The organism is Candidatus Kapaibacterium sp., from assembly GCA_025059875.1.
Classification (GTDB): domain Bacteria; phylum Bacteroidota; class Ignavibacteria; order Kapaibacteriales; family HRBIN21; genus HRBIN21.
The window spans coordinates 1-21,721 of the sequence record JANXCT010000006.1; the positions used below are offsets into that span (position 1 = coordinate 1).

The window sequence follows — 21,721 nt, forward strand, 5'->3', positions numbered from 1 at the left end:
GTCACCGGCGCCTCTAACTCAAACTTCAACGACTTCTGCGAACCACCGTCAAAAATGATGTACCCAGAAAAGTTGGCATCCTTCGGGTCCCGAGTCACATAGTAGACGGCATTGAAGTTAGAGGGGGTCGTAGATTGTGCCATGTACACCCCAACTCCGGAAGCACTTTTGAGCCGAATAGTGACACTACCACGCTGCAGTGCCCGCTGCCCATAGGCACGGAAAGTCACCGTATTCTGGGCATTGACGCCAATGATACGCCCACTGAGGTCTATTGCTGGCTGTCCAGAGTTAATATCACCCACCTCGTAGATGGCATCTGTCAACTCGAAGACGACAGGACCCCCTACCCCGCGGGTGTAGAGCGCATCAACGGCCTCCGCAATCGTGTTGAAGTTTCGGGGACTGCCAGCGAAGAGTGTTCCGATGGTGTACGTCCCCGATAAGGGGCCTTGCACATTGAACTCAGTGCACGAGACATTGTTCGTCGTTAGCTGGTCACGAGTGTCGGTAACATAGATGCATGCCCGATAGGTCCCCTGCTGTGGTGGGACGAAGTACCGGAAGTTCATCGGGATTGTGCTGCCGATCGGCAAATCTGGCACGACTGTATCTGCTACATAGACATCCTGAACAGGCAGCGGTGAGAGGCGTGTGATGACCATCCGGACTTGGACATTCGTTACGTCTCCGACTCCATTGTTGGTAAAGGCTCCAATCGGCGTGAAGGGGCGACCTGCATAGAGGACGGTCGCAGAGGTAGGATAGACTACCCGCGTTGCCTCTACCTCAAAATCGTAGGCAACCTCAAAGATGTAGTCTCCGGTAGTTGGTAAGCAGTTGTTGCCGGGTTGGTCATCGTTGACACCCAGTAAGGTACCGCAGACTCGGAGCCGGTAGAGACCTGGCTGCGTCGTCTGTGTGAAGCGAGCAAAGTTAATTGTCACTCTCTCTGCACTCGGCAACGTACCTGTCCACTCTACCGTGTCTGCATAGATCCGGGTATTGTCTGGCAGGCGCCAGATTTGCGCTACTGCACGGAACGCTGTAATGGTGTTGAGCCCAACGTTTTGAAAACGAGCAGAAACGGGGATAGAAATGCCCATCGGATACTTCATCCGCCGCGGGGGAGCGTTGCTCTGCGGATCCAAGATCTCGACTACCGCTAAATCGTTCGGGAAGGCGACGATGAAGTCTTTGACCCACTCCTGGGTATATCCTGGCATGCTGTAGCTAGCAATTAGGCGGTATGTACCGCCGACGGCATTCGTGAGATCCAACGCACCTCCACTCCCCGCATATGGGCCTTTCGCACTACCCATTGTGTACGTGTACGTCCCACTGGTGGGGTGGCTCAGATTGATGATCGTATCATTTGGGTTCCCCCCTTCGGTCGCAATGTAGACTGAGTTCTGAGATGGCAGCGGCCCAACGATCCGATAGGTCAGGGCAATGCTGCCCACCGCACGGTACGTCAGAGATGGCTTTGGGCGCTGTGGGTTCTGCCCCGCGTAGACTTCACCGGCTCGCAGAATGCGGCGTGGGTCAACATCGTCTGGGAAGGATTCAATGATACCGCTCAGTACCCCGAACCGGAAGACAGGCCGCCATGTATAGCTTGCCCATCCAGAGAAGAGGTTGACGCAGTAGTCTTGACCGTCGCTAATGTAATACGCATGCGGATACAGCACATTCGGCACAGTCGTACCCCAGTATTGGGGGAAGTTATACGTCCAACCCGTCCGGTAACTGCAAATCTCGATGAGCAGATTGGACTGCCCATCCCAGAGGAAGGGGGTGCTGAAGGTGTGGATGTTCCATGCATTCTGCTGAGGAACAAAATTGTCCACGTCGTAGACGAGTGTAAAGGTGCTCCGGTCATTGTCCGTTGTCGTTATAGCAGTTGCTGTCGTCTGTTTGATCCAAATCCGATAGCGCCGGGGCGGTGGGGCTATGCCGGCATGGTATGCTCCTACCTGTACTCCCAGCGCGACAATTTGCCCACCTGGCATGCCAGCAGCCTGCATCTCAGAGGCACGAATCAAGTACTGGCTCCGACCAGTCCACCAGTAGTCGTGGTAGGGGTTGGCGTAGTCGTACTGATACCACCCTTGCGTACTACCAGGCCCGCCGGTGACATCGTAAAAGGTCTGGGCGAAGGACCCGGCAGCGAACAGCATAGCAGCGGCAACTGCAATACCGTAGTGGGAATGCGTTGTCATCGGTACTTGCATCAGATTGTTGGACTGGTTGTCGAATAGAGAGCTGGCTGCAAATATAGCAAAAACGTCTTCCCTGATCCCCCAGCTATAGGTCACTTTGCTTGATTTGCAAACACCCGTTTGTTGGCACTTCTTCCTCGTGAGGGACGACGGCGACATCAGCGATAGTATCGCCTGGCTCCAGTCGGATGAGTCGGACACCCTGGGTGTTCCGTCCCAAAACAGGGATGCCACGGACTGGCTGCCGGATGAGAACCCCTCGCGCTGTCATCACTACGATATCATCTTCGTCGCGAACAGCTCGGATCGCAACGACTTTACCCGTCTTCGGAGTCACGTTCATACAGATGACGCCCTTCGCCCCGCGCCGGGTGAGTCGAAAGTCGCCTACTGGAGTCCGTTTCCCGTAGCCCTGCTGGCCGACGATGAGGAGATGCTGTTCCGTCGTTGCAACGACTGCCGCCCCGACGACGTAATCATCTGGGTCCAATGTGACCCCCCGGACACCCACCGCTGTTCTCCCCATCGGACGCACCTCCTCTTCCTGGAAGCGGCAGGCTAACCCATTGGCCGTCGCAATGACAACGTGGTAGCTCCCATCCGTCAGGTGTGCCGACACAAGCTCATCTCCAGGAGTAAGCGAGAGGACGAAGATGCCAGAGGCACGGACGTGGCGCAGCTCTTCTACGGCAATCCGCTTGACGACTCCTCGGCGGGTCACCATGAAGATGTAGTCAGCCACATCCCAGCGTCGGACGACGACGTAAGCCGTCACCCGCTCATCAGCACTCTTCGCAATCAGGTTTGCCAGCGAGCGCCCGCGCGCCGTACGACCACCTTCGGGGAGATCGTAAACCTTAACCCGGTAGCAGCGACCGCGATTGGTGAAGAAGAGCACGTCGGCATGGGCCGTTGCGTAGAGCACGTGCTCTACGAAGTCGTCCTCCTGCGGAGCAGCACCACTCAGCCCCCGTCCCCCTTTTGCCTGCCGGCGGTAAGCATCCGCAGGAGTCCGCTTGATGAAGCCCTGATGAGTGATGGTGACAATCACCTCTTCATCAGCGATGATATCCTCGGCGGTAAACTCCCGGGCTTCGTACACGATACGTGTGCGCCGTTCATCGCCGTAACGACGGACTAGCTCACGAAGCTCCTCTGCAATCACCTGCCGCTGCAGCTCTTCGCTAGCCAGAATAGAGCGCAATCGCTCAATCGTCTGCAGTAGCTCGCGATACTCCTCCTGGAGAGCTGAGCGCTCCAACCCCGTCAGGCGCTGGAGGCGCATGTCGAGGATAGCCCGCGCCTGCTCGGCCGTGAGCCCAAAACGTTCCTGGAGTTGCTGGGATGCTGTCGGCGGATCAGGCGAAGAGCGGATAGTCTCGATGACGGCGTCTAACTGGTCGAGCGCTGCCAGTAGCCCCTCCACGATGTGGGCACGGCGTTCTGCTCCCTGTAGCTCGAAGCGGCTCCGGCGTTGTACGACCTCATGGCGGTGGAGCAGGAAGTGTTGGAGGAGCTCCCGCAGCGTCAGCACTCGTGGACGGCCTCCGACGAGTGCCAACATGATGATGGAGAAGGTGCTCTGCAGCGGCGTGTGCTTGTAGAGGTTGTTGAGCACGACCATCGGCACGGCATCACGGCGTACCTCGATGACAATCCGCATCCCCTCCCGGTCCGACTCATCTCGGATGTCGGCAATGCCGTCGATGACCTTTGTGCGCACCAGATGGGCGATCCGCTCCAGGAGGGCTGCCTTGCTGACTTGGAAGGGTAGCTCGGTGATGACGATCGCCTCTCGGCCGTTCCGCAGTGTCTCAATAGTTGCTCGACCACGGACGGTAATCCTGCCTTTGCCAGTCCGATATGCCTCGCGGACGCCGTCGTAGCCGTAGATGATGCCCCCCGTCGGAAAGTCCGGGGCGATGATGTACTGCATCAGCTCATCATCGCCAAGCTCTGGGTTTTCCAGAAGCGCCAAGAGGGCAGCAACGACCTCGTTGAGGTTATGCGGTGGGATGCTCGTCGCCATCCCAACGGCAATTCCACTAGCGCCGTTGAGGAGAAGAAGAGGCGCTACTGTCGGCAGGACGACAGGTTCTTGGAGGGTCTCGTCGAAGTTCGGGCGGAAGTCCACGGTGTTCTTCTCAATGTCCCGCAGTGCTTCCAGCGCCAGAGGAGCAAGCCGCGCCTCGGTATAGCGCATCGCTGCGGGACTATCTCCGTCAATCGAGCCAAAGTTCCCTTGGCCATCTACCAGTGGATAGCGCATACTCCAAGGCTGCGCCATCCGCACCATCGCTTCGTAGACCGGAGCGTCGCCATGGGGGTGGTACTTGCCTAACACTTCCCCCACGATTCGAGCCGACTTCTTGTAAGGTCGGTTCGGCAGGAGTCCCAACTCCAGCATCGCGTAGAGGATGCGGCGCTGGACAGGCTTGAGGCCATCGCGCACATCGGGCAAGGCGCGGGAGACAATAACCGACATCGCGTAGTCCAGATATGCATCCCGCACCTCGTCCTCCACTAGCACGGGGATGATGCGCTCACGCTCGGGTAGGTTCATGCTCATAGTCGTCGGGTAGTACCGAAACCGTGTGCAAAATTACGCTGCCCCTCCACGGAGTTCCGTGAAACTGCCGACACTGCTGACCGTCTCTGTGCTAGACCGCAGTTCCTGACACGCTGACCAGACCTCCTGGACCGTGATCTCCCGAATGCACTTGAAGGCTTCCTCCCCCTTCCAGTGGCATTGAGCTGGCCGCGGCGAGTAGTAGAAGCACGGGCTACAGGGTAGGTCGCGACGTACGAGGATATGCTGCGTCTTCCACGGCCGAACATAGGCGGGATTCGTGTACGCGAAGATGGCCACTGTGGGGAGTCGTAGGGCTGCAGCAACATGCATGAGTGCCGAGTCATTGCTCACGAACATCCGACAGCGCCGCATGATGGCAGCGGAGACCATCAATGAAGGGGAGCGCACTACCCGACACCGGTCTGGCACCTCAACGTAGGCCCGAATGTACTCGTTGAGCTGCACCTCATCACCTGCACCGAACAGCAGTACCCATGCATCCCACTCCCGAATCAGCCGTGTAGCCAGTGCCGCAAACCGCTCTGGCGCCCACCGGCGCCGGACATGGTTCTTGAACACTGCTGATCCTGCATGGAAGCCGACGCAGTATGCCGCCTCAGGGATACCTTCCCGCTGAAGCCACTCCTCCGCTGCCCGGAGGTCTTGTTCCCAGAAGAATAGCTGCAGAGAGGGCAATTCCGGCGGAATCGGCACCCCAAGGAGCTGGACCAAACGAACGTTCTCCTCGACGTTGTGGAGACGATCATCCTCCCGGACGGTCCGGTTCTTCAGCCAGTTGAGCTGACGGAAATTCTGGTGGTTGTACGTGTGCCCGACCCGGATTGGAGCTCCCGTCAGCCACGTCAGCAAGTTGTACTCCCAGCGGTTGGAAGGATACACCGAGAGGGCGATGTCGTAGCGCTGCTGCCGCAGCTTCCGGAGGAAGCCAAGCGACCGCCAGAGGGGCTCCTGCAAGAAGTCCCAGAAGTAGACCCGGTTGGTATCGGGGTTGCGCTCATAGAGCTCTCGTACCCCAGTGAACATCGCCACGACATCCACCTCTGCCTCCAAAAAGTGCTGCCGAAATAGCCTCAGCGCCGGGGTGAACATGAGTGCATCGCCAATGCCGGAGAGGGCAAACACGAGCATACGCATCGTCAGCGGTCCCTTCGTCATAGGGCAGGCATACAGACGTACAACAACTGTCCCGTGCTTTCCATGACAGGCTTTGTGACCGATGAGCGCTATTTGGCACACGACACCGGTGCCGGACATCCAGAACGGCCGGAGCGGCTTCGAGCCATTTGGCAGGAACTGCAGCAGCGCTCGCTCTGGTCCCGCTTATGCCACTTACAGCCGCGTAGAGCAATGGAAGAAGAGCTCTGCCTCGTCCACCCGCGGGAGTACGTCCGATTCATACAACGGAGTGTGCCATGTCAAGGGATTGTGTGGCTGGACCCCGATACGGCACTCTCCCCCTACTCTTATGAAACCGCTTGCCTCGCCGTCGGTGGGGTCCTAGAGGCCATTGACGCGGTTTTCACCGGACGCTGTCGCAATGCATTCTGCGCTGTCCGTCCCCCAGGGCACCACGCTGAGCGGAATGTAGCGATGGGCTTCTGCATCTTCAACAACGTCGCGATTGCCGCTCGGTATGCTCAAGTTCGCTACGGTGTCCGTCGCGTGCTCATCTTGGATTGGGATGTCCACCACGGCAACGGGACACAGCACGTCTTCGAGGAGGACCCGACAGTGTACTACATCAGCCTCCACCAGCACCCGCTCTATCCTGGCACAGGGCGCGCCGAAGAGCGAGGACGTGGTGCCGGCGAAGGGTATACGCTCAACATTCCACTCCCACCCGGAAGCGGCGACGAGGAGTATCGCAATGCCTTTCAGACACATGTTGCCCCAGCCGTCACTGCCTTCCAGCCAGAACTGCTCTTGATCTCCGCCGGCTTCGACGCCCATCGAGATGACCCCTTGGCATCGCAACGCCTCACAGAGGAGAGCTTCCGATGGATGTGCCGCCAGACCCTTCAATGGGCGTCCGAATACGCCCTCGGGCGCTACGTGGCAGTCTTAGAAGGAGGCTATGCCCTGGGGGCCCTGGCTCGCAGTGTTGCTGCTTGCATCGAAGAGATGCTGGCAGCTCCTTAAGCTACTGCCTCCCGCTCTGCGCACGCCGAGAGGACGAAATGGACCTCACCGAAATCCGCAAGCTGCTTCGCAAGCTGCTCACTCCTGCCCGAGGCCGCAATGATGGCATGCCGTGGGTTGAAGTACTGCCGCTGCACCGGTAGGAGCTCCTCTGGCTGTAGAGAGCGAAGCCGTTCGAGGAACTCCTGCGGAAAGCTTGGAGAGAGGCCTTGGACGAGAAACTTAGCGTAAAGCCCAAGCGCTCCGTGGAGGGTGGCGAGCTGCCGCAGGACCGCACCATAGACGACACGAACCACTCGCTGCAGCTCGCCCAGCGGTATGGGTGCATGCTGAAGCTGGTCGAGTTCCTCCCTGATACGCCCACATGCCCGCCCGATCTGCTCCAGCGCAAAAGCTCCTTCGATGACCGCCAGCCCACATTGCCGGAACGAGTGGAGCGAAGCCGAGACTCCATATGTCAGTCCGTCGCGCTCCCGCAGCCGGCGGTTGAGGCGCGAGAGGAAGTGCCCTCCAAGAGCCATCGTCACTGCATACGCAGCGACGTAGTCGGGCGCCGTCAGTTGCGGCGCTGGGAGTCCAAGTACCAGTGCTCCTTGAACGGCAGCTTCTTTGTCAATGACTCCAACGACCCCACCCCGCCACTGTGGAGATGGCACTGAATCTGGAGCGCAGTTACCGAGCGGGAGAGCACCACTCAATCGTTCCAACCAGCGAACGGCTTCCTCCTCCGTTACCGCTCCGCCTAAGAGAAGGAGCCGAGGGGTTGCCCGCTGGAATACTGTCGCGAACCATTCTCGCACCCTTTCTGGGGTGAGTTGCTGAAGCGCAGGAAGCAGTCCGAGAGTCGGCACACTGTATGGATGCCGTGGAGCCCAAAGCCGAAACAGTGCGTACTGCGCCAGCGCCTCCGGGTCCTGGCACCATTCAAGCAGAGCAGCGATCTGCCGCTGGCGCTCTCGCAGTATCTCCTCCGGGCTCAGTGCAGGCTCTACGAGCATCTGTTCCACAAGCTCCGACACCCTCGGCCAGATGGAGCGGAGACAGGTGCAGCTGAGACTACTCCACTCCAGCCCAACATTGATCCCCACGCTGGCCCCGAGTGCCTCAAGCTGCTCGTGGAAGACCTCGGCAGGCAGACGCTGAGTACCACGGAGCAGGCTTCGCAGAGTCAGATGCGCTAAGCCGGGCCGTCGGGCGTGAACGCTTCCAACTGGGAAGAGCAACTGGCATGCTACGATGTCGGTCGAATCATCGTGCAGCACGTAGCAGCGCCATCCTGCTGGCGCTGGCAGCTCTTGGAGGGATGGGAACGAGGGACTTGGAAGCTCCCGTCGGAGCGGAGGAGCCTTACGCGAGTCCATTGCTGGTATTCGTCACGTGGACGCGTCTGTCCAACGAAGTCCCACAGACGATGCTGCAGGGCAAGACAGTGCTCATCACTGGGGCTTCCAGCGGCATCGGAGCCGCCTGCGCAGAGAAGTTCGCAGAGGCTGGAGCACGCCTCTTACTGCTGGCGCGCCGTAGGGAACGGCTGGAGAGCTTGGCTGAGACACTCCGTCAGCGTTTCGGCAGCGACATTCAGCTCCTCATCTGCGACGTCCGTGACCGAGCGGCTGTCCGCGCTACACTCGCGGCCTTACCTCGTGAATGGGCAACGATCGACATCCTCATCAACAACGCTGGGCTGGCACGTGGCTTAGCCCCCATCCACGAAGGCTCCTACGAGGATTGGGACGAGATGGTCGACACGAACCTGAAAGGCCTTCTCACCGTCACCCGAGAAGTCCTCCCTGGCATGGTCGCCCGGCGCGAGGGGATGATCATCAACATCGCCTCCATCGCCGGTCGCGAAGTCTACCCAAATGGCAACGTCTACTGCGCCACCAAGCATGCCGTGCGTGCCCTCTCTGAGGCTATGCGGGTTGACCTCAACGGCACAAACATCCGAGTGGTCAACATAGACCCTGGCTTGGTGGAGACGGAGTTCTCCATCGTACGCTTCCGAGGAGACCTCGAGCGGGCACGGAAAGTCTACGAAGGCCTGCAGCCGCTGAGGGCTGAGGATGTTGCTGAAGTCGTGCTCTTCTGTGCCACCCGCCCCCCGCACGTCGTCATCGCAGACATCCTCATCCTACCCACCGCGCAGGCGAATACGTGGCTCGTCCACCGACAGGGCGCTTGACCTTCAGAACACCCCTCGCTCACGGAGGCTCACGTATGTCTCGCCGGCGATGATGACGTGGTCCAGCACAGGGATCCCCACGATAGAGCCAGCTTGGACGAGCTGGCGCGTCAGCGCGATATCCTCTGAAGAGGGCTCAGTGTTACCCGAGGGGTGATTGTGGAGGAGGATGACTGCCGCGGCACTCTCCGTAATGGCTAACCGAAAGACCTCGCGGGGATGTACCAGACTCGCCGTCAGCGTCCCCTCGCTCACGACGACTTCTCGGACCATCTGGTTAGCGGCATTGAGGAGGAGTACCCGGAACGACTCGGTCCGTGCCCCCCGCAACCGCGGGATGAACATCTGCGCTACATCCGCCGGTGAGCGAATAATCTTGCGGCTAGTGAAAGGCTCAGCCTGCAGGCGCCGTGCTAACTCGAAGGCCGCCGCCAAAGTCACGGCACGGACCATCCCCATGCCGCGAATCGCGCGTAGCTCGCTGACATCGCGCGCAGCCAACTCTGTCAAGCTCCCGAAGCGCTGGAGCAGTGCTCGGGCAACATCCAGCGCCGAAAAGCCCTGCGTCCCTGAGCCAATGAGGATCGCTAACAGCTCTGCATCGGCTAGTACACTTGCCCCGTACCGGACGGAGCAGACGCTCGCGGGGACGTTCGTCTTCACGCCATTCTCGGATCGCGCGGTAGAGCGGCCGCCCCTCTACTCGGGTTTGAGCACTTCGTGAAGCCATTGCAGGTATGGCTCTGCTGACTTTTCCAGCGGCAGCACGATGATTTCAGGAACATCGTATGGATGGAGCTCCTCAACCCGCCGCTGGAGAGCCTCTAAGCGGTCTTGACGGGTCTTCACCACGATGAGCGCCTCTTGAGCCTCGTGGAGCGCGTCCTTCCAGCTGAAGTAAGAGTAGACGGTGGGGATGACGTTGCAGCAAGCTGCAAGATGCTCGCTGACCAAGGTGTGAGCCAACTGCCGCGCATTGTCCAGCGATGGTGTTGTAATCAACGCGACTCGGAACTCCTGGGCATCGCGCATAATTTCGCCATCCCGGTGTGTCGGACCGAAGCGCAATTTAGAGAAAATGGTAGAGCTGCTCGTACTGTACCTCCACGTCGTAGCCGCACTCTACGCCTTCACGAAGCGATGGCAGCAGCGTGGCCTCACAGAAGGCCTCTTGGCGGCCCTCTTCGTCGGCTTCATGTTCCTCCTTGGCTGGAGCCTCAGCGGTGCGGTCGTTCGCCTGCTCTTCCCTTCACCGATGCTCACCCCGTGGCTGAGTCGAGATGCGATTGGACTCTTGCTGCTACTTCCGGCAGAAATCTTCCTCTTCATCCATCTGTTCGTCCGTCAGCACACCTGACACCAATGCCCCCTACCCCACGTCTGATGTCGGTGTTACCACGAACACAGATCCACCCATGGACTCTCGCCTTGAGGAGCTGCGACGTCGCATCGCTGAACTTCATGACCCCGATATCGGCGTCCCGCTCGGGGAACTCAACGCCATCTACGAGGTACGGCTGGAAGAGAACGCAGTGTTGCTCTACCTAGAGCTCATCCCGCCGCTGCACTGGATTGCACGACAGCTCGACGCTGCATGCCGGGCAGCCGCTGCAGAGCTCTTTCCGGGAGCAGAGGTCCGCATTTTCGTCCGGGAGAAAGAGCCGCCTCTGCACGCCCGACCAGCAGCCCTACGGGACGTCAAACATTGCCTTGCGGTCGCCTCCGGCAAAGGCGGCGTTGGGAAATCCACGATTGCAGCCAATCTCGCTGTCGCCCTAGCCCAAGCTGGCGCCAGCGTAGGATTCTTAGACGCCGATATCTACGGACCCAGTGCACCGACACTGTTCGGATTGCAGGGCATGCCACTCCGTGCCCGCAAGGATGACAGAGGCCGCGTCATTGGTATCCCGCACGAGCGCTACGGCGTCCGCATCGCCTCTATGGGATTCGTCATGCAACGCGACCAAGCTGCCATCCTCCGCGGTCCCCTTTTGGCCGGCTACTTCACGACCCTGGTAGAGCAGATGGAATGGGGTGAGCTCGACTTCCTGGTCTTCGACCTGCCGCCCGGCACGGGTGACATTCAGCTCACCTTAGCCCAGAAGGTACCACTGACTGGAGCAGTCGTTGTCACAACACCCCAAGAGCTCTCGTTGGCCGATGTTCGGCGCAGTGTTGCGATGTTCCGTCGAGTCAACGTTCCAGTCCTTGGGCTGGTGGAGAACATGAGCTACTTCACGTGCCCAAACTGCGGGCATCGCGAATCCATCTTCGGAGAAGGTGGTGGAGAACGCTTGGCTGCAGAAGTCGGAGTCCCACTGCTAGTACAGCTCCCGCTGGACCCCATTCTGCAGCGTTCCTGCGATGAGGGTATCCCTGCCGTAGTGCATCCAGCGGGTTCCGGCATTCGAGAGCTGTTCCAGCAGCTCACCCAAGCTCTTGTCCGGGAAATCCGCCAGCAGCATTACCGAAACCAAATACCGCCTGTGGAAATCGAAGTATAGATGGGCCGTAATTTTGCGCACTCCGTAGGTTGGACCTTGCCGCAATCCCTATGCAGGCTATCGTCGAAATTGCAGCACAGCAGTTCCCAGTACGAGTTGGCGAGATCCTCGTCGTCCCTCGCCTCCACGTAGAAGTAGGCACTACGGTGGACTTTGACCGCATCCTACTCATCGAGGACGCCTCAGGAGTTCACGTAGGCACCCCATACATAGAGGGCATTGTCCGCGCAGAAGTCTTGGAGCACGGCAAAGGCCGAAAGGTGCTCGTCTTCAAGAAGAAGCGTCGAAAGGGCTACAAACGCCTCAAAGGGCACCGACAGTCCTACACCCGAATTCGCATCGTTGGCATCGAGCTACACGAACGTCCCACAGCAGGATAGCACCATGGCACACAAGAAAGCAGGTGGTTCAACCCGCAATGGCCGAGATTCCAATCCAAAGTACCTCGGAGTGAAGCGCTTCGGCGGTCAGTTCGTCCGTGCTGGCAATATCCTTGTGCGCCAGCGAGGCACGAAGTTCCATCCCGGACAGAACGTCGGAATGGGCCGGGACTATACGCTCTACGCTCTCATCGACGGAGTCGTCCGCTTTGAGCGCAAGGACCGCCAGCGACTCAAGGTCTCCGTCTGCCCCGTTACTACAGCTGAGGCACAACCCATGGAGGCTGCCGAATGAAGCTGACGATCATTGGGGCAGGGAACGTTGGGGCGACGACTGCCCACATAGCCGCTATCATGGGGATAGCCCGCGAGCTGGTCTTGGTAGACATCGTTGAGGGTATCCCTCAGGGGAAGGCACTGGACATCTACGAATCACTCCCGATCTTGGGTCGCGATTGCCGTATAGTGGGGACCAATTCTTACGAAGAGACCGCCAACTCCGACATCGTCGTCATCACCGCTGGGGTCCCGCGCAAACCTGGTATGAGTCGGGACGACTTGCTGACAACGAATGCCGGTATCGTCAAGTCCTGCGCCGAACAGGCGTATGCCTACTCCCCAAACGCTTTCTACATCGTCGTCTCCAACCCCCTCGATGTCATGACCTACCTGACGCTCAAGGTCACGGGGCTACCTCGGACGCGCGTGATCGGAATGGCAGGAGTGCTAGATACAGCCCGCTTCCGCACCTTCATTGCCATGGAGCTAGGGGTCTCTGTGCAGGACGTTTCTGCCTTCGTCTTAGGCGGACACGGAGACAGCATGGTACCGCTGGTGCGATACACCACAGTTGCTGGAATCCCGATCACAGAACTCCTCCCACCAGAGCGGATCGAAGCACTCGTCCAACGAACCCGCGACGGGGGAGCAGAAATCGTTGCCTACCTGAAGACAGGCAGTGCCTACTACGCACCGGCTGCGGCGGTGGTAGAGATGATAGACGCCGTAGTCCACGACCGCAAGCGCATCCTCCCGTGCGCCGTTGCTCTGCAGGGCGAGTACGGACTCTCCGACGTCGTCTGTGGTGTTCCAGTCAAGTTGGGGCGGGCTGGCGTTGAGGAAATCGTCACGATAGAGCTGAGTGACACCGAGCTAGAGGCACTTCATCGCTCAGCTGCTGATGTCCGTCGAACGATCCAGCGCCTAGAAGAGCTCCTCCATCAGCAATCCCTGACAGCGACTGCATAAGCCGGAAGAGCCTGGAAGGACACTGTATTTTTGCATGGTGTACGCAGTCTTATCAGCGTGGTTGGGAGTGCTCCAATGAAGAACCTCTTCAACGTTGTCGTCATCACGCTAGCACTGTTGATCTCGTTCGCATTCTACTACTTCGTCATGGGAAACCCTGCCAACTTCAAGGACGGAGAACGGCGCCAGGAGCCAATCCCGGGCAACGTTCTGGGGACTGTTTACACCGGCGGTCCCTTGGTAGCGGTCCTGATAGCGCTCTCTCTCATCTCCATCACTTTCGTGTTTGAGCGCCGTTTCTCGATCGCCAAAGCTCGGGGCAAGCGGCCACCGGCGGAGTTCCTACGCGACTTCCAGAGACTCCTGGAAGAGGGCAAAATTGACGAGGCTATTCAGCTCTGCGACGAACAAGGAGGGAGCTTGGGGAACGTACTCCGCGCAGGTCTCCAGCGCTACAAGCAAGTAGCGCAGAACTCTAACTTAGATGCCGAGCGGAAGCTCGCCGAGGTCCAGCGGGCAATTGATGAAGCGATGAACTTGGAGACACCGCTCCTGGAGAAGAATCTGGTCATCCTCTCCACGATAGCCTCTATCTCAACACTCGTAGGACTGCTGGGGACCACGATCGGCATGATTCGTGCCTTCATGGCATTAGGTCTAACCGGCGCAGTTTCAGCCCAGCAGCTCTCCATTGGTATTGCCGAAGCCCTCTACAATACTGCCGGAGGCTTGGCCGCAGCTATCATCTCCATTGTCGCCTACAACTTCTTTACCACGAAGGTGGACAACTTCGTGTACACGATTGATGAGGCGACGTTGAGCATGATGGAGACGCTGACACTGCAACTGAAGCAGTGACCACACCATGCCGAAGCTGAAGAAACATCGGGTTGGGTTCGTGCTGGACATGACCCCCCTGGTCGACATCACATTCCTACTGCTCACGTTCTTCATGCTAACGGCCAAGTTCAAGTCCGAAGCCGAAGCGCAACAGCGCTTCACCATTGTTCGCCCGCAAGCCACAGCAGATACCTCACGCCTCCCAGACAAAGATCTGGCCATCGTCAAGATCGGAATCGACACCGTCACCGGAGATACCTCGTACTACTACGAAATGACCAACGAGGCCGACTGGTTCCAAGTGATCGGCGGCCTGGAGGCCTACCGGCAAGCCTCTGAAGGACAGCGCATTCGACAGGTCAAAGCGAATCTGGAAGAGCTCAACGAACTGATTCGGCGGACTCGGATTGTACGACCGACGACACGCTTTGCAGTCGATGCCGACCGTCGGGTGCGCTACAAGTGGGTGGAGGACCTTATGGAAGTCCTTCGGCAGAACCGCGCAACGGTCTTCAACTTCGTCACAGACCGTCGCCCTCCTGAACAGCCACCCATGTAAACAAAAGGCACGCTGTTAGCGTCACTAAACCCTGGCACGATTGAGGAGTAGGGGATGGGCGTTGCAGACTTCGGTGGAGAAGCGAAGCGCGAGCGTCGCGGTGGGACCAGACACCGCAAGAAGACGCGCCGCCTCCGATACCGATTGGATATGACGCCGCTAGTGGACATTGCGTTCTTGCTGCTGACCTTCTTCATGCTGACCACCACCCTCATCACCCCCCAAGTCATGGAGATGACCATCCCACCAGAACGCACCCAGGTGGAGGTCCGAGAATCTGAGCTCCTCACACTCCGTATCCGAGCTGACGGCAAAGTCTTCTACAATCTCGGTAACGAAGCGCCTCAGCCAATCGCGCTGAAGGATCTAGAGTCCCTGGCTGTCCGAGAGAACGTCCGCCTGAAGAATCGTCTCATCACGGTCTTGAAAGCGTCGCCGAACGTGCCGTATGGAGTAGTCATCACGGTACTGGACGCTCTCAACCGAGCCGAGGTTCAGATTGCTGAGCAGCTCTCTCGCGAAGGGCTCCGGCGCGAGCGGCGCTTTGCGATTGCTCCTATGACCGAGCAGGATGAACAAGAGATCGCGCAGCTATGATGTCGCAGGCTGATGTCATCCTCCCTTCTCGTCAAGGTTGGAGCATTCGCCTCTGGCCGCAGGAATTCCTCCGCTGGATCCGGCGAAACACCTTTGTAGGTTTTGGTATCGCCCTTAGCCTGTTTGCGCTACTACTGCTCCTCTACCTTGCCCTCCAGATCCTACTGCCAAGCACGACGCAGATAGCCCGCACTGCTCCCGTCGTCAAGATTCGGCTCTCAGAACTGCCCCCGCCTCCATCGCTGACACAAGAGCTGGCTCCCCCTACACAGGTAGCCGCTGCTGAGCAACCAGCGGTGCGTGTCGGGGTGCCGATCCCAGTGCCAGACGTGCTCGTTCCGCCAGAGGTCCAGAGCTTCGCGACATTAGAAGAGCTGAAGCGCTCCCCAGCTGATAATCTCGGTGGAGCCGGGACTGGAACTGGTACGGTTCAGGTCATCCCGGAAAACACGCAAGTGGAAGTCCCGAAGGAGCCTGATCCCTACGAGTTCATTGCTGTCGAGCGTGAACCCTCGTTGGATCCCAACGAACTGCGACGCCGTTTGGAGTACCCTGAGCTTGCCCGCCGGGCCGGCATCCAAGGGAAGGTTTACGTGCGGGTCCTCGTCGGAGCCGACGGAAAGCCGAAGCGCTACATCGTAGAGCACTCGGATAACGAGCTCCTCACTGAAGCTGCTGTGAAGGCCGTGATGAGCATGACGTTCACCCCAGCTATTCAAAATGGCCAGCCGATTGCTGTTTGGGTCAGCATCCCCATCGACTTCCGGCTGCGCTGAGCCATGTACCTGGCATGGGTAGCGAGCGGGCCGTGGACTACATGTGCCGTAGGCCAATGGTGAGAGCGTGAACGCTTCGCCTCCACCGCAGAAGTCACTCCAATGGTGGCACGCGGCCAACTATGCCGCCCGAGCTTTGCTAATTGTAGCCGGACTCTTCCTTGCCTTCGGTGGAGTTCCAGTACCACCGGAGAGCGAGCCTTTCATCCAGGTGTTCGGGGTTGTAATGGCTCTCTTCGGAGTCTACCGGCTGGCCTCGTACCGTTGGCGAGTTCGCCAGTGGGAGCGGGAGAATGATGACCGCCGCGTATAGGACATGGCTCTGTGCTGCTATCATCCTCTGTGCATGCACCCCACAACGCCCCGCTCCGGCACAGGACGAGGAAAGCCCGACACGGGGGAGCGTGGAACTCCTCTGTGATGACGCCATTGCTCCACTCCTCCAAGCCCCGCTCCAGCGCTTCGACAGTCTCTATCCCGACGCTAAGGTCCAGCTGCGCGTCGTGAGCGCTCGCGAAGCGATGCGTCAGCTCCTGGCTCGAACAGCCCGCCTCATCGTGGTAGCTCGCGATTACCTACCGGACGAGGACTCACTGATGCGCCTCTATGGAGTCCCGGCCCATCATCGGGTCAAGCTCGCAGAGGACGCCCTAGTCTTCTTGGCCCATCCTAGTGTTCCCCTCGACACCCTCAACGTTGCCCAGCTTCGAGCCATTCTGCTGGCGGAAAAGGGGTTTCGAGACTATTTCCGAGATTGGCCGCGCGAGCCAGAGCTGGTATGCCCCTCTACGGCCTCGTCCGTCTACGCCCAACTGGTCCAGCAGGTTCTTGGCGGAACCCATCCCCGGCGACGCCTTCGGCTGCTGCCAACAGCAGACTCCGTCCTGGCGTACGTGGCAACGGTGCCATGGAGCATTGGGGTAGGATACCTTTCGCAGACCGCTCATCTCACCAGTGTTCGCGCAATAGAGTTGGGCTTCGTCGACAGCGCCGGGGCGTACGTCTCTCCGAAGCCCGTCCACCAGTCGTACGTCCTGCTGCGCAAGTACCCCTACGTGGTCCCCATCTACGCATATCTCCGAGACGACCTACGGAACCTGGCGTGGACAGTAGCTACGTTCCTAGGCACAGATGCCGAAGTGCAACGTCACTTCCTCCAGCGTGGGATTGTCCCTGCGTTCGCTCGGATTCGTCTGGTTCCAGAGGAGTAGTGGCATGCGAGTGCTGTGGATTGTGGCTCTTCTCCTTAGCTGCGCCGCTTCTGTGACAGCACAACTGGAACAGGCCCGGACATTACTCCGCCAAGGCAAGCCGGAAGAAGCTCTCCAGCTCCTCCATCCCTTGGTCTCCCGAGGGGATGAGGCCGCACTCCTGTTAGCCGGCGATATCTGGATGGAGCTGGAGCGCCCAGACTCTGCTCTTTCGCTCTACAACCGTATCCCGAAAGCAACAGCAAAGCCTGCTGTCGTGTCGCGCATCGGCTCTGCGCTAACGGCACTCGGGAAGCCCACAGAGGCCATCCCTCTGCTCCGCAAAGCTCGGGAACAGCACCCACGCGACATAGAGATTGCACTTGCCTTAGCACGAGCCCTGCTGCAGGCAGATTCCCTTCAGAAGGCAGAACAGGTCGCGCTCCAAGCCCGCGAATTCGCTGGTGCCGACGCCCGCCTCTACACCTTCATTGGCGACCTCTACTACCGCCAACGAGTCTACGAGCTGGCACGCCAGAACTACGAGCAAGCGCTGCAAATAGACTCCCTCCAAAGCCAGGCTCGCATTCGCTTGGCCGAGGTCTACTTCCGCATGGCCCAACGGGAACACGACCGCGAGTTAGCAAACGAGTACTACCGACGCTCGCTCCTAAACTGGGACATTGTGACGCGGCAGGACTCCACGAACGCTCGTGCCTTCTACGAGAAGGGCCGCCTGTTCTTCTTCGCACGCCAGTACAGGAGTGCTGCCGAAGCCCTCAGCCGCTATGTCCAACTGCGTCCCTCAGGTAGTCTCGGGCGATGGCTCTTGGCACAGGCACTGGTAGAACTCCGCTGCTGCGACAGCGCCCTCCCTCACCTGGAACGCGTAGCGCAAGAGTTAGATACTGCCCGTCCCCGAGCACTCCTGCTGAGAGCTCGCTGCTTTTTCGAAATGGACCGCTACAGTGAGGCCCGCCGAGCCTACGACGAGCTCCTGCGTAGTCCCTCCGCGCCAGCAGACGCTGCAGACTGGGAACGGGCCGGCGTGAGCGCTCTCTTCACTGGCGACACCGCAGCCGCCATCGAATACTTCCGAGGCTCGCTAGAGCGCGAGCCTCAGCGGTGTGCTCTCAGCTTCCGGCTCGGCACACTCCTCTACGGACGCCGCCAGTATGCCGACGCAATCGCCATCTTCCGCCAACGCCTCCAACACTGCCCTGACACTCTCAATCCTCGGGTCTACGCGCTCATTGGCACTGCCTTCCTAGCAGCGAACCAGCCCGATTCAGCTCTGCCAGCGCTGACGGAGAGCCTACGACTGGACTCCACGAATCTCTTTACTCATCGGCTCCTGGTGGCCTCTCTCATGGCCTTGCGACGCTACTCCGAGGCCGAGGCGGCTACATGGCGTGCACTCCGTTATGCGCAGCAGCACAACGACCAACAGAGCGCTGACGACATCGTCGCCTCGCTCTGTGCTCCTTGGCTAGAAGCGAAAGACTTCTCACGCCTCCAGCGCCTTGCCCGTGAAGCTACTCGGCTAGCTCCCTTCTCTGCAAAGGCTTGGGTCTTCCTGGGCTTGGCGTACCATGGGCTCAACGACGCCACGAACGCTTGCCGCGCTTACCGAGAGGCTCTCCGGCGCAATCCGGCAGAAACCACGGCACAGCAGAACCTCAAGCTCTTGAACTGCCCCTAGCCTCCTCTACCATCCCATGAGGCGGACTGCCCGCAGGGCATTCATCGCTGCATTGCGGTTGTGCTCCTCCACCAGCCGCGGGATACGGAAGGCGTCGATAATCCACCATACCCCAGCTCCTGCCCACGTTGCCCAAAAGAGGATCTGCAACCTCCAGCGCCGCAAGTAGATGTAATGGCACGCCACCAACCACGCTAAGCAAGCCTTGCCCACTGAGCGAGCACGCCGCCGGTACTCCTCCATGAACACCTCCTGGGCCTCCGCCGGCAGCTCAGCCAGAGCGTACTGGACTCCTAGGGGTAGCTCCTCAGCAACGGAGAATGGCAGCAACAGCCAACGCCTCCTCCTTCGCTGCTTCGGCTGTGGACCTATATACGAACCTTGTGGCTGGGGCATCGGCGCCCCATTCCCTTCTGCCATCTCTCGGCCCCTCATACCAGCGCCGCAAAAATATAGTGCAAGCATGCCTGAGCCATGCACCGCTGAGAGACTCGCGGACGTCTCTTTCCTCGGCACCTGCGGGCTTGAGGAACATGACAGCTACCGACGACAACATGGCGCGAGCTACCGACGGTGAGCTGCAGTACTTGAAAGGCGTTGGTCCGCAGCGGGCTGCTGCCCTCGCCACTGTTGGAGTCCGCAGCTTGCGCGACCTCGTATTCTTCCTGCCGAGAGCTTACGTAGACCGCACGATGACCACGACGCTCCGCTCGCTGGCCTTAAGCCTCCAGAAGCAGGAGCGCCTCTTCGAAGAGCAGCTTCCCTCAATTGCCGACGAGCGGCTCCTCTTCTACACCGAAGTGACCCTTCTGGTCCGCGTTGAGAGCCTTCGCGAGTACACGTACCGCGGTACCCGGAAGATGCTCCTCGCTACCATCAGCGATAGCAGTCGCACCACAGGCGCCGTCATCTTCTGGAACCGGCTGGAGTACTACCAGCAGCTCGTGCAGCCCGGTCGCCACTATGTGCTCTCGGGACGCCCTACGATAGACCGCCGTGGGATCGTGACCTTCCACCACCCCGAGCTGGAGCCGATAGAGCCTGACGAGGAGGAGCTCTACAACCTCGGGCGTATCCTCCCCAAATACCGCCTCACGCAGGCGCTTCGACGCGCAGGGCTCACGCAGTCTCGACTCCGGGCGCTCGTGGAAGCAGCGTTGGAGCTGGTAGCCCCGAACCTGCAGGAGGTCTTACCCGAGTGGCTCCGCCGCGCATACGATCTCCCGCCCTTGTTGGAGGCGCTCCGCCAACTGCATTTCCCAGCTTCGGCAGCCGAGCTCCAGCGCGCCCGACGACGGATGAAGTTTGAGGAGATGTTCCTCCTGCAGCTCCTGCTGGCGCTCCGTCGGCGCGGCCTCCATCGAGAGCAAGGCCTTGTGATGAACCCCAAGAGCGTGCACGCCCGCTGGCTCCTGGACCGGCTCCCATTCAAGCTCACCTCTGCACAGCGCCGCGTCCTCTGGGAAATCGCCGCCGACCTCTCGAGCGGACGTCCGATGAACCGACTCCTCCAAGGGGACGTAGGCTCGGGGAAGACTATCGTCGCGCTGCTGACGATGCTCGTCGCCGTGGACAACGGATACCAGGCAATCCTCATGGCCCCGACGGAGATCTTAGCCGAGCAGCACTATCACACGATCCGCCGCTGGCTCGAAGGCTCGGACATCAAGGTCGTTCAACTCGTCGGCGGGCAGAACCAACGGCTCCGGCGCGATGTACTGGAACAGATTGCCACAGGCGAAGCCCACATCGTCGTTGGCACCCACGCTCTCTTTGAAAGCTCCGTGACCTACCATCGCGCCGGACTCATCGTCATCGACGAGCAGCACCGCTTTGGGGTCCTACAACGCGCACGGCTACGAGAGCTCAGCCGCTCCTCCCTCGGCACCGAAGGCGTTGCACCTCACGTGCTCGTGATGTCGGCCACTCCCATCCCAAGGACGCTCTCGATGACCCTTTACGGTGACCTGGATGTCTCCATCCTAGACGAGCTTCCGCCTGGGCGCAAGCCAGTCATTACAAAAGTAGTCTTCGAGAGCCAGCTACCGCAGGTCTACGACTTCATCCGACAGCAACTGCGCGCGGGACGCCAGGCCTACATTGTCTATCCCCTCATCGAGCCTTCGGAGAAGCTCCAGCTCAAGGCCGCAACCGAACACTACGAGTATCTCCAGCACGAGGTCTTCCCTGAGTTTCGGTGCGGACTCCTCCACGGGCAGCTCTTCTGGTACGAGAAGGAAGACGTCATGCGAGCCTTTGCGGCAGGAGCCTACCAAGTCCTGGTCGCCACCACAGTCATTGAAGTGGGGATTGACGTCCCGAACGCTACCGTGATGCTCGTTCAGAACGCTGAGCGCTTTGGATTGGCACAACTCCACCAGCTCCGCGGCCGTGTTGGAAGAGGGGACGAGCAATCGTACTGCTTCCTGGCAACCCGTGACCACTTCCGCTACCACTGGCATCGCACTGACCACGAACCCACCGAGCGCCTCGCCGCCATCATTCGGCTCCGCACGATGGAACGGACCACCGATGGCTTCCAGATCGCTGAAGTAGATCTTAAGCTCCGCGGCCCTGGTGATCTGCTCGGAACCCGTCAAGCGGGACTCCCAGAGTTCCAACACACGGATTTAGTCACGGACGGCCCTATCATCACCGAAGCTCGCCGTGCAGCCTCCGAGCTCCTCCAGCGCGATCCGGGCCTCCGTCACCCTGAGCACCTCCCCCTCCGCTCTGCCCTAGCGGAGCGCTACGGGGAAGCTGCCCGCCTACTGGATGTGGCTTGAGGA

Annotated in this window: 22 protein-coding genes; 15 read left to right on the plus strand and 7 right to left on the minus strand. The window is 59.7% G+C overall.

The features are described 5' to 3' along the window. The 3 genes from NZ960_06865 to NZ960_06875 all read right to left on the minus strand — a co-directional run. On the minus strand, window positions 1-2,222 hold a 2,222-nt coding region (locus NZ960_06865; protein MCS7177314.1), incomplete at its 3' end, for a hypothetical protein. 85 nt (window positions 2,223-2,307) lie between these two features. Next, window positions 2,308-4,785: a DNA gyrase subunit A gene (gene gyrA / locus NZ960_06870; GenBank protein ID MCS7177315.1), complete on the minus strand. Its 2,478-nt coding sequence runs from the start codon at window positions 4,783-4,785 to the stop codon at window positions 2,308-2,310. A gap of 39 nt (window positions 4,786-4,824) precedes the next feature. Continuing rightward, window positions 4,825-5,970: a glycosyltransferase family 9 protein gene (locus NZ960_06875; protein ID MCS7177316.1), complete on the minus strand. Its 1,146-nt coding sequence runs from the start codon at window positions 5,968-5,970 to the stop codon at window positions 4,825-4,827. Between the two features lie 42 nt (window positions 5,971-6,012). Between NZ960_06875 and NZ960_06880 the strand changes: the two genes are divergently transcribed. After that, complete coding sequence (locus tag NZ960_06880) at window positions 6,013-6,954, plus strand: histone deacetylase (protein MCS7177317.1); 942 nt, start codon at window positions 6,013-6,015, stop codon at window positions 6,952-6,954. Here the strand turns inward: NZ960_06880 and NZ960_06885 are convergent. After that, window positions 6,951-8,315: an insulinase family protein gene (locus tag NZ960_06885; GenBank protein ID MCS7177318.1), complete on the minus strand. Its 1,365-nt coding sequence runs from the start codon at window positions 8,313-8,315 to the stop codon at window positions 6,951-6,953. The two genes, NZ960_06880 and NZ960_06885, sit on opposite strands and share 4 nt — an antisense overlap. A 50-nt stretch (window positions 8,316-8,365) precedes the next feature. Between NZ960_06885 and NZ960_06890 the strand changes: the two genes are divergently transcribed. Then, window positions 8,366-9,136, plus strand: coding sequence for an SDR family NAD(P)-dependent oxidoreductase (locus tag NZ960_06890; protein ID MCS7177319.1), 771 nt, complete (start codon window positions 8,366-8,368; stop codon window positions 9,134-9,136). Window positions 9,137-9,139: 3 nt separating this feature from the next. Here NZ960_06890 and radC read toward each other — a convergent pair whose 3' ends face one another. Both radC and NZ960_06900 read right to left on the minus strand, forming a co-directional pair. Further along, window positions 9,140-9,799, minus strand: a complete 660-nt coding sequence (radC, locus tag NZ960_06895; protein ID MCS7177320.1) for a DNA repair protein RadC — start codon at window positions 9,797-9,799, stop codon at window positions 9,140-9,142. Between the two features lie 36 nt (window positions 9,800-9,835). After that, window positions 9,836-10,168: a divalent-cation tolerance protein CutA gene (locus tag NZ960_06900; GenBank protein ID MCS7177321.1), complete on the minus strand. Its 333-nt coding sequence runs from the start codon at window positions 10,166-10,168 to the stop codon at window positions 9,836-9,838. Between the two features lie 46 nt (window positions 10,169-10,214). Between NZ960_06900 and NZ960_06905 the strand changes: the two genes are divergently transcribed. The 12 genes from NZ960_06905 (at window position 10,215) to NZ960_06960 (ending at window position 18,932) form a co-directional block, all read left to right on the plus strand. After that, window positions 10,215-10,493, plus strand: coding sequence for a hypothetical protein (locus tag NZ960_06905; protein MCS7177322.1), 279 nt, complete (start codon window positions 10,215-10,217; stop codon window positions 10,491-10,493). 58 nt (window positions 10,494-10,551) lie between these two features. Continuing rightward, entirely contained in the window at window positions 10,552-11,640 is a 1,089-nt protein-coding gene (locus NZ960_06910) for an Mrp/NBP35 family ATP-binding protein (GenBank protein MCS7177323.1), read from the plus strand. 50 nt (window positions 11,641-11,690) lie between these two features. Then, window positions 11,691-12,020 (plus strand): 50S ribosomal protein L21, encoded by a 330-nt coding sequence (gene rplU, locus NZ960_06915; GenBank protein ID MCS7177324.1) that lies wholly within the window; start codon window positions 11,691-11,693, stop codon window positions 12,018-12,020. 4 nt (window positions 12,021-12,024) lie between these two features. Beyond that, window positions 12,025-12,315, plus strand: a complete 291-nt coding sequence (rpmA, locus tag NZ960_06920) for a 50S ribosomal protein L27 (protein MCS7177325.1) — start codon at window positions 12,025-12,027, stop codon at window positions 12,313-12,315. Then, a complete protein-coding gene (gene mdh, locus NZ960_06925; protein MCS7177326.1) occupies window positions 12,312-13,268 on the plus strand; it encodes a malate dehydrogenase in 957 nt (318 codons plus the stop codon). The genes rpmA and mdh overlap by 4 nt, the downstream gene beginning before the upstream one ends. 75 nt (window positions 13,269-13,343) lie before the next feature. Further along, window positions 13,344-14,126 carry a MotA/TolQ/ExbB proton channel family protein gene (locus NZ960_06930; protein ID MCS7177327.1) on the plus strand — a complete coding sequence of 261 codons (783 nt, stop codon included), beginning with the start codon at window positions 13,344-13,346 and terminating at the stop codon, window positions 14,124-14,126. Window positions 14,127-14,133: 7 nt separating this feature from the next. Continuing rightward, entirely contained in the window at window positions 14,134-14,667 is a 534-nt protein-coding gene (locus NZ960_06935) for a biopolymer transporter ExbD (protein ID MCS7177328.1), read from the plus strand. Between the two features lie 54 nt (window positions 14,668-14,721). Continuing rightward, window positions 14,722-15,264 carry a biopolymer transporter ExbD gene (locus tag NZ960_06940; GenBank protein ID MCS7177329.1) on the plus strand — a complete coding sequence of 181 codons (543 nt, stop codon included), beginning with the start codon at window positions 14,722-14,724 and terminating at the stop codon, window positions 15,262-15,264. Beyond that, entirely contained in the window at window positions 15,261-16,040 is a 780-nt protein-coding gene (locus NZ960_06945) for a TonB family protein (protein ID MCS7177330.1), read from the plus strand. Before NZ960_06940 ends, NZ960_06945 begins: the two co-directional genes overlap by 4 nt. Before the next feature lie 67 nt (window positions 16,041-16,107). Beyond that, entirely contained in the window at window positions 16,108-16,353 is a 246-nt protein-coding gene (locus NZ960_06950) for a hypothetical protein (GenBank protein MCS7177331.1), read from the plus strand. Then, a complete protein-coding gene (locus NZ960_06955; protein MCS7177332.1) occupies window positions 16,334-17,251 on the plus strand; it encodes a substrate-binding domain-containing protein in 918 nt (305 codons plus the stop codon). Before NZ960_06950 ends, NZ960_06955 begins: the two co-directional genes overlap by 20 nt. Window positions 17,252-17,255: 4 nt before the next feature. Continuing rightward, window positions 17,256-18,932 (plus strand): tetratricopeptide repeat protein, encoded by a 1,677-nt coding sequence (locus NZ960_06960; protein ID MCS7177333.1) that lies wholly within the window; start codon window positions 17,256-17,258, stop codon window positions 18,930-18,932. A gap of 6 nt (window positions 18,933-18,938) precedes the next feature. Here NZ960_06960 and NZ960_06965 read toward each other — a convergent pair whose 3' ends face one another. Beyond that, on the minus strand, window positions 18,939-19,367 hold the full coding sequence (locus NZ960_06965; GenBank protein ID MCS7177334.1) for a TM2 domain-containing protein: 429 nt from the start codon (window positions 19,365-19,367) through the stop codon (window positions 18,939-18,941). A 98-nt stretch (window positions 19,368-19,465) separates the two neighbouring features. On the opposite strand from NZ960_06965, the gene recG reads away from it, so the two are divergent. Then, the gene (recG, locus tag NZ960_06970) at window positions 19,466-21,718 is read left to right on the plus strand and encodes an ATP-dependent DNA helicase RecG (protein MCS7177335.1); all 2,253 of its coding nucleotides are present in this window, start codon (window positions 19,466-19,468) and stop codon (window positions 21,716-21,718) included. Window positions 21,719-21,721 lie beyond the last annotated feature (3 nt).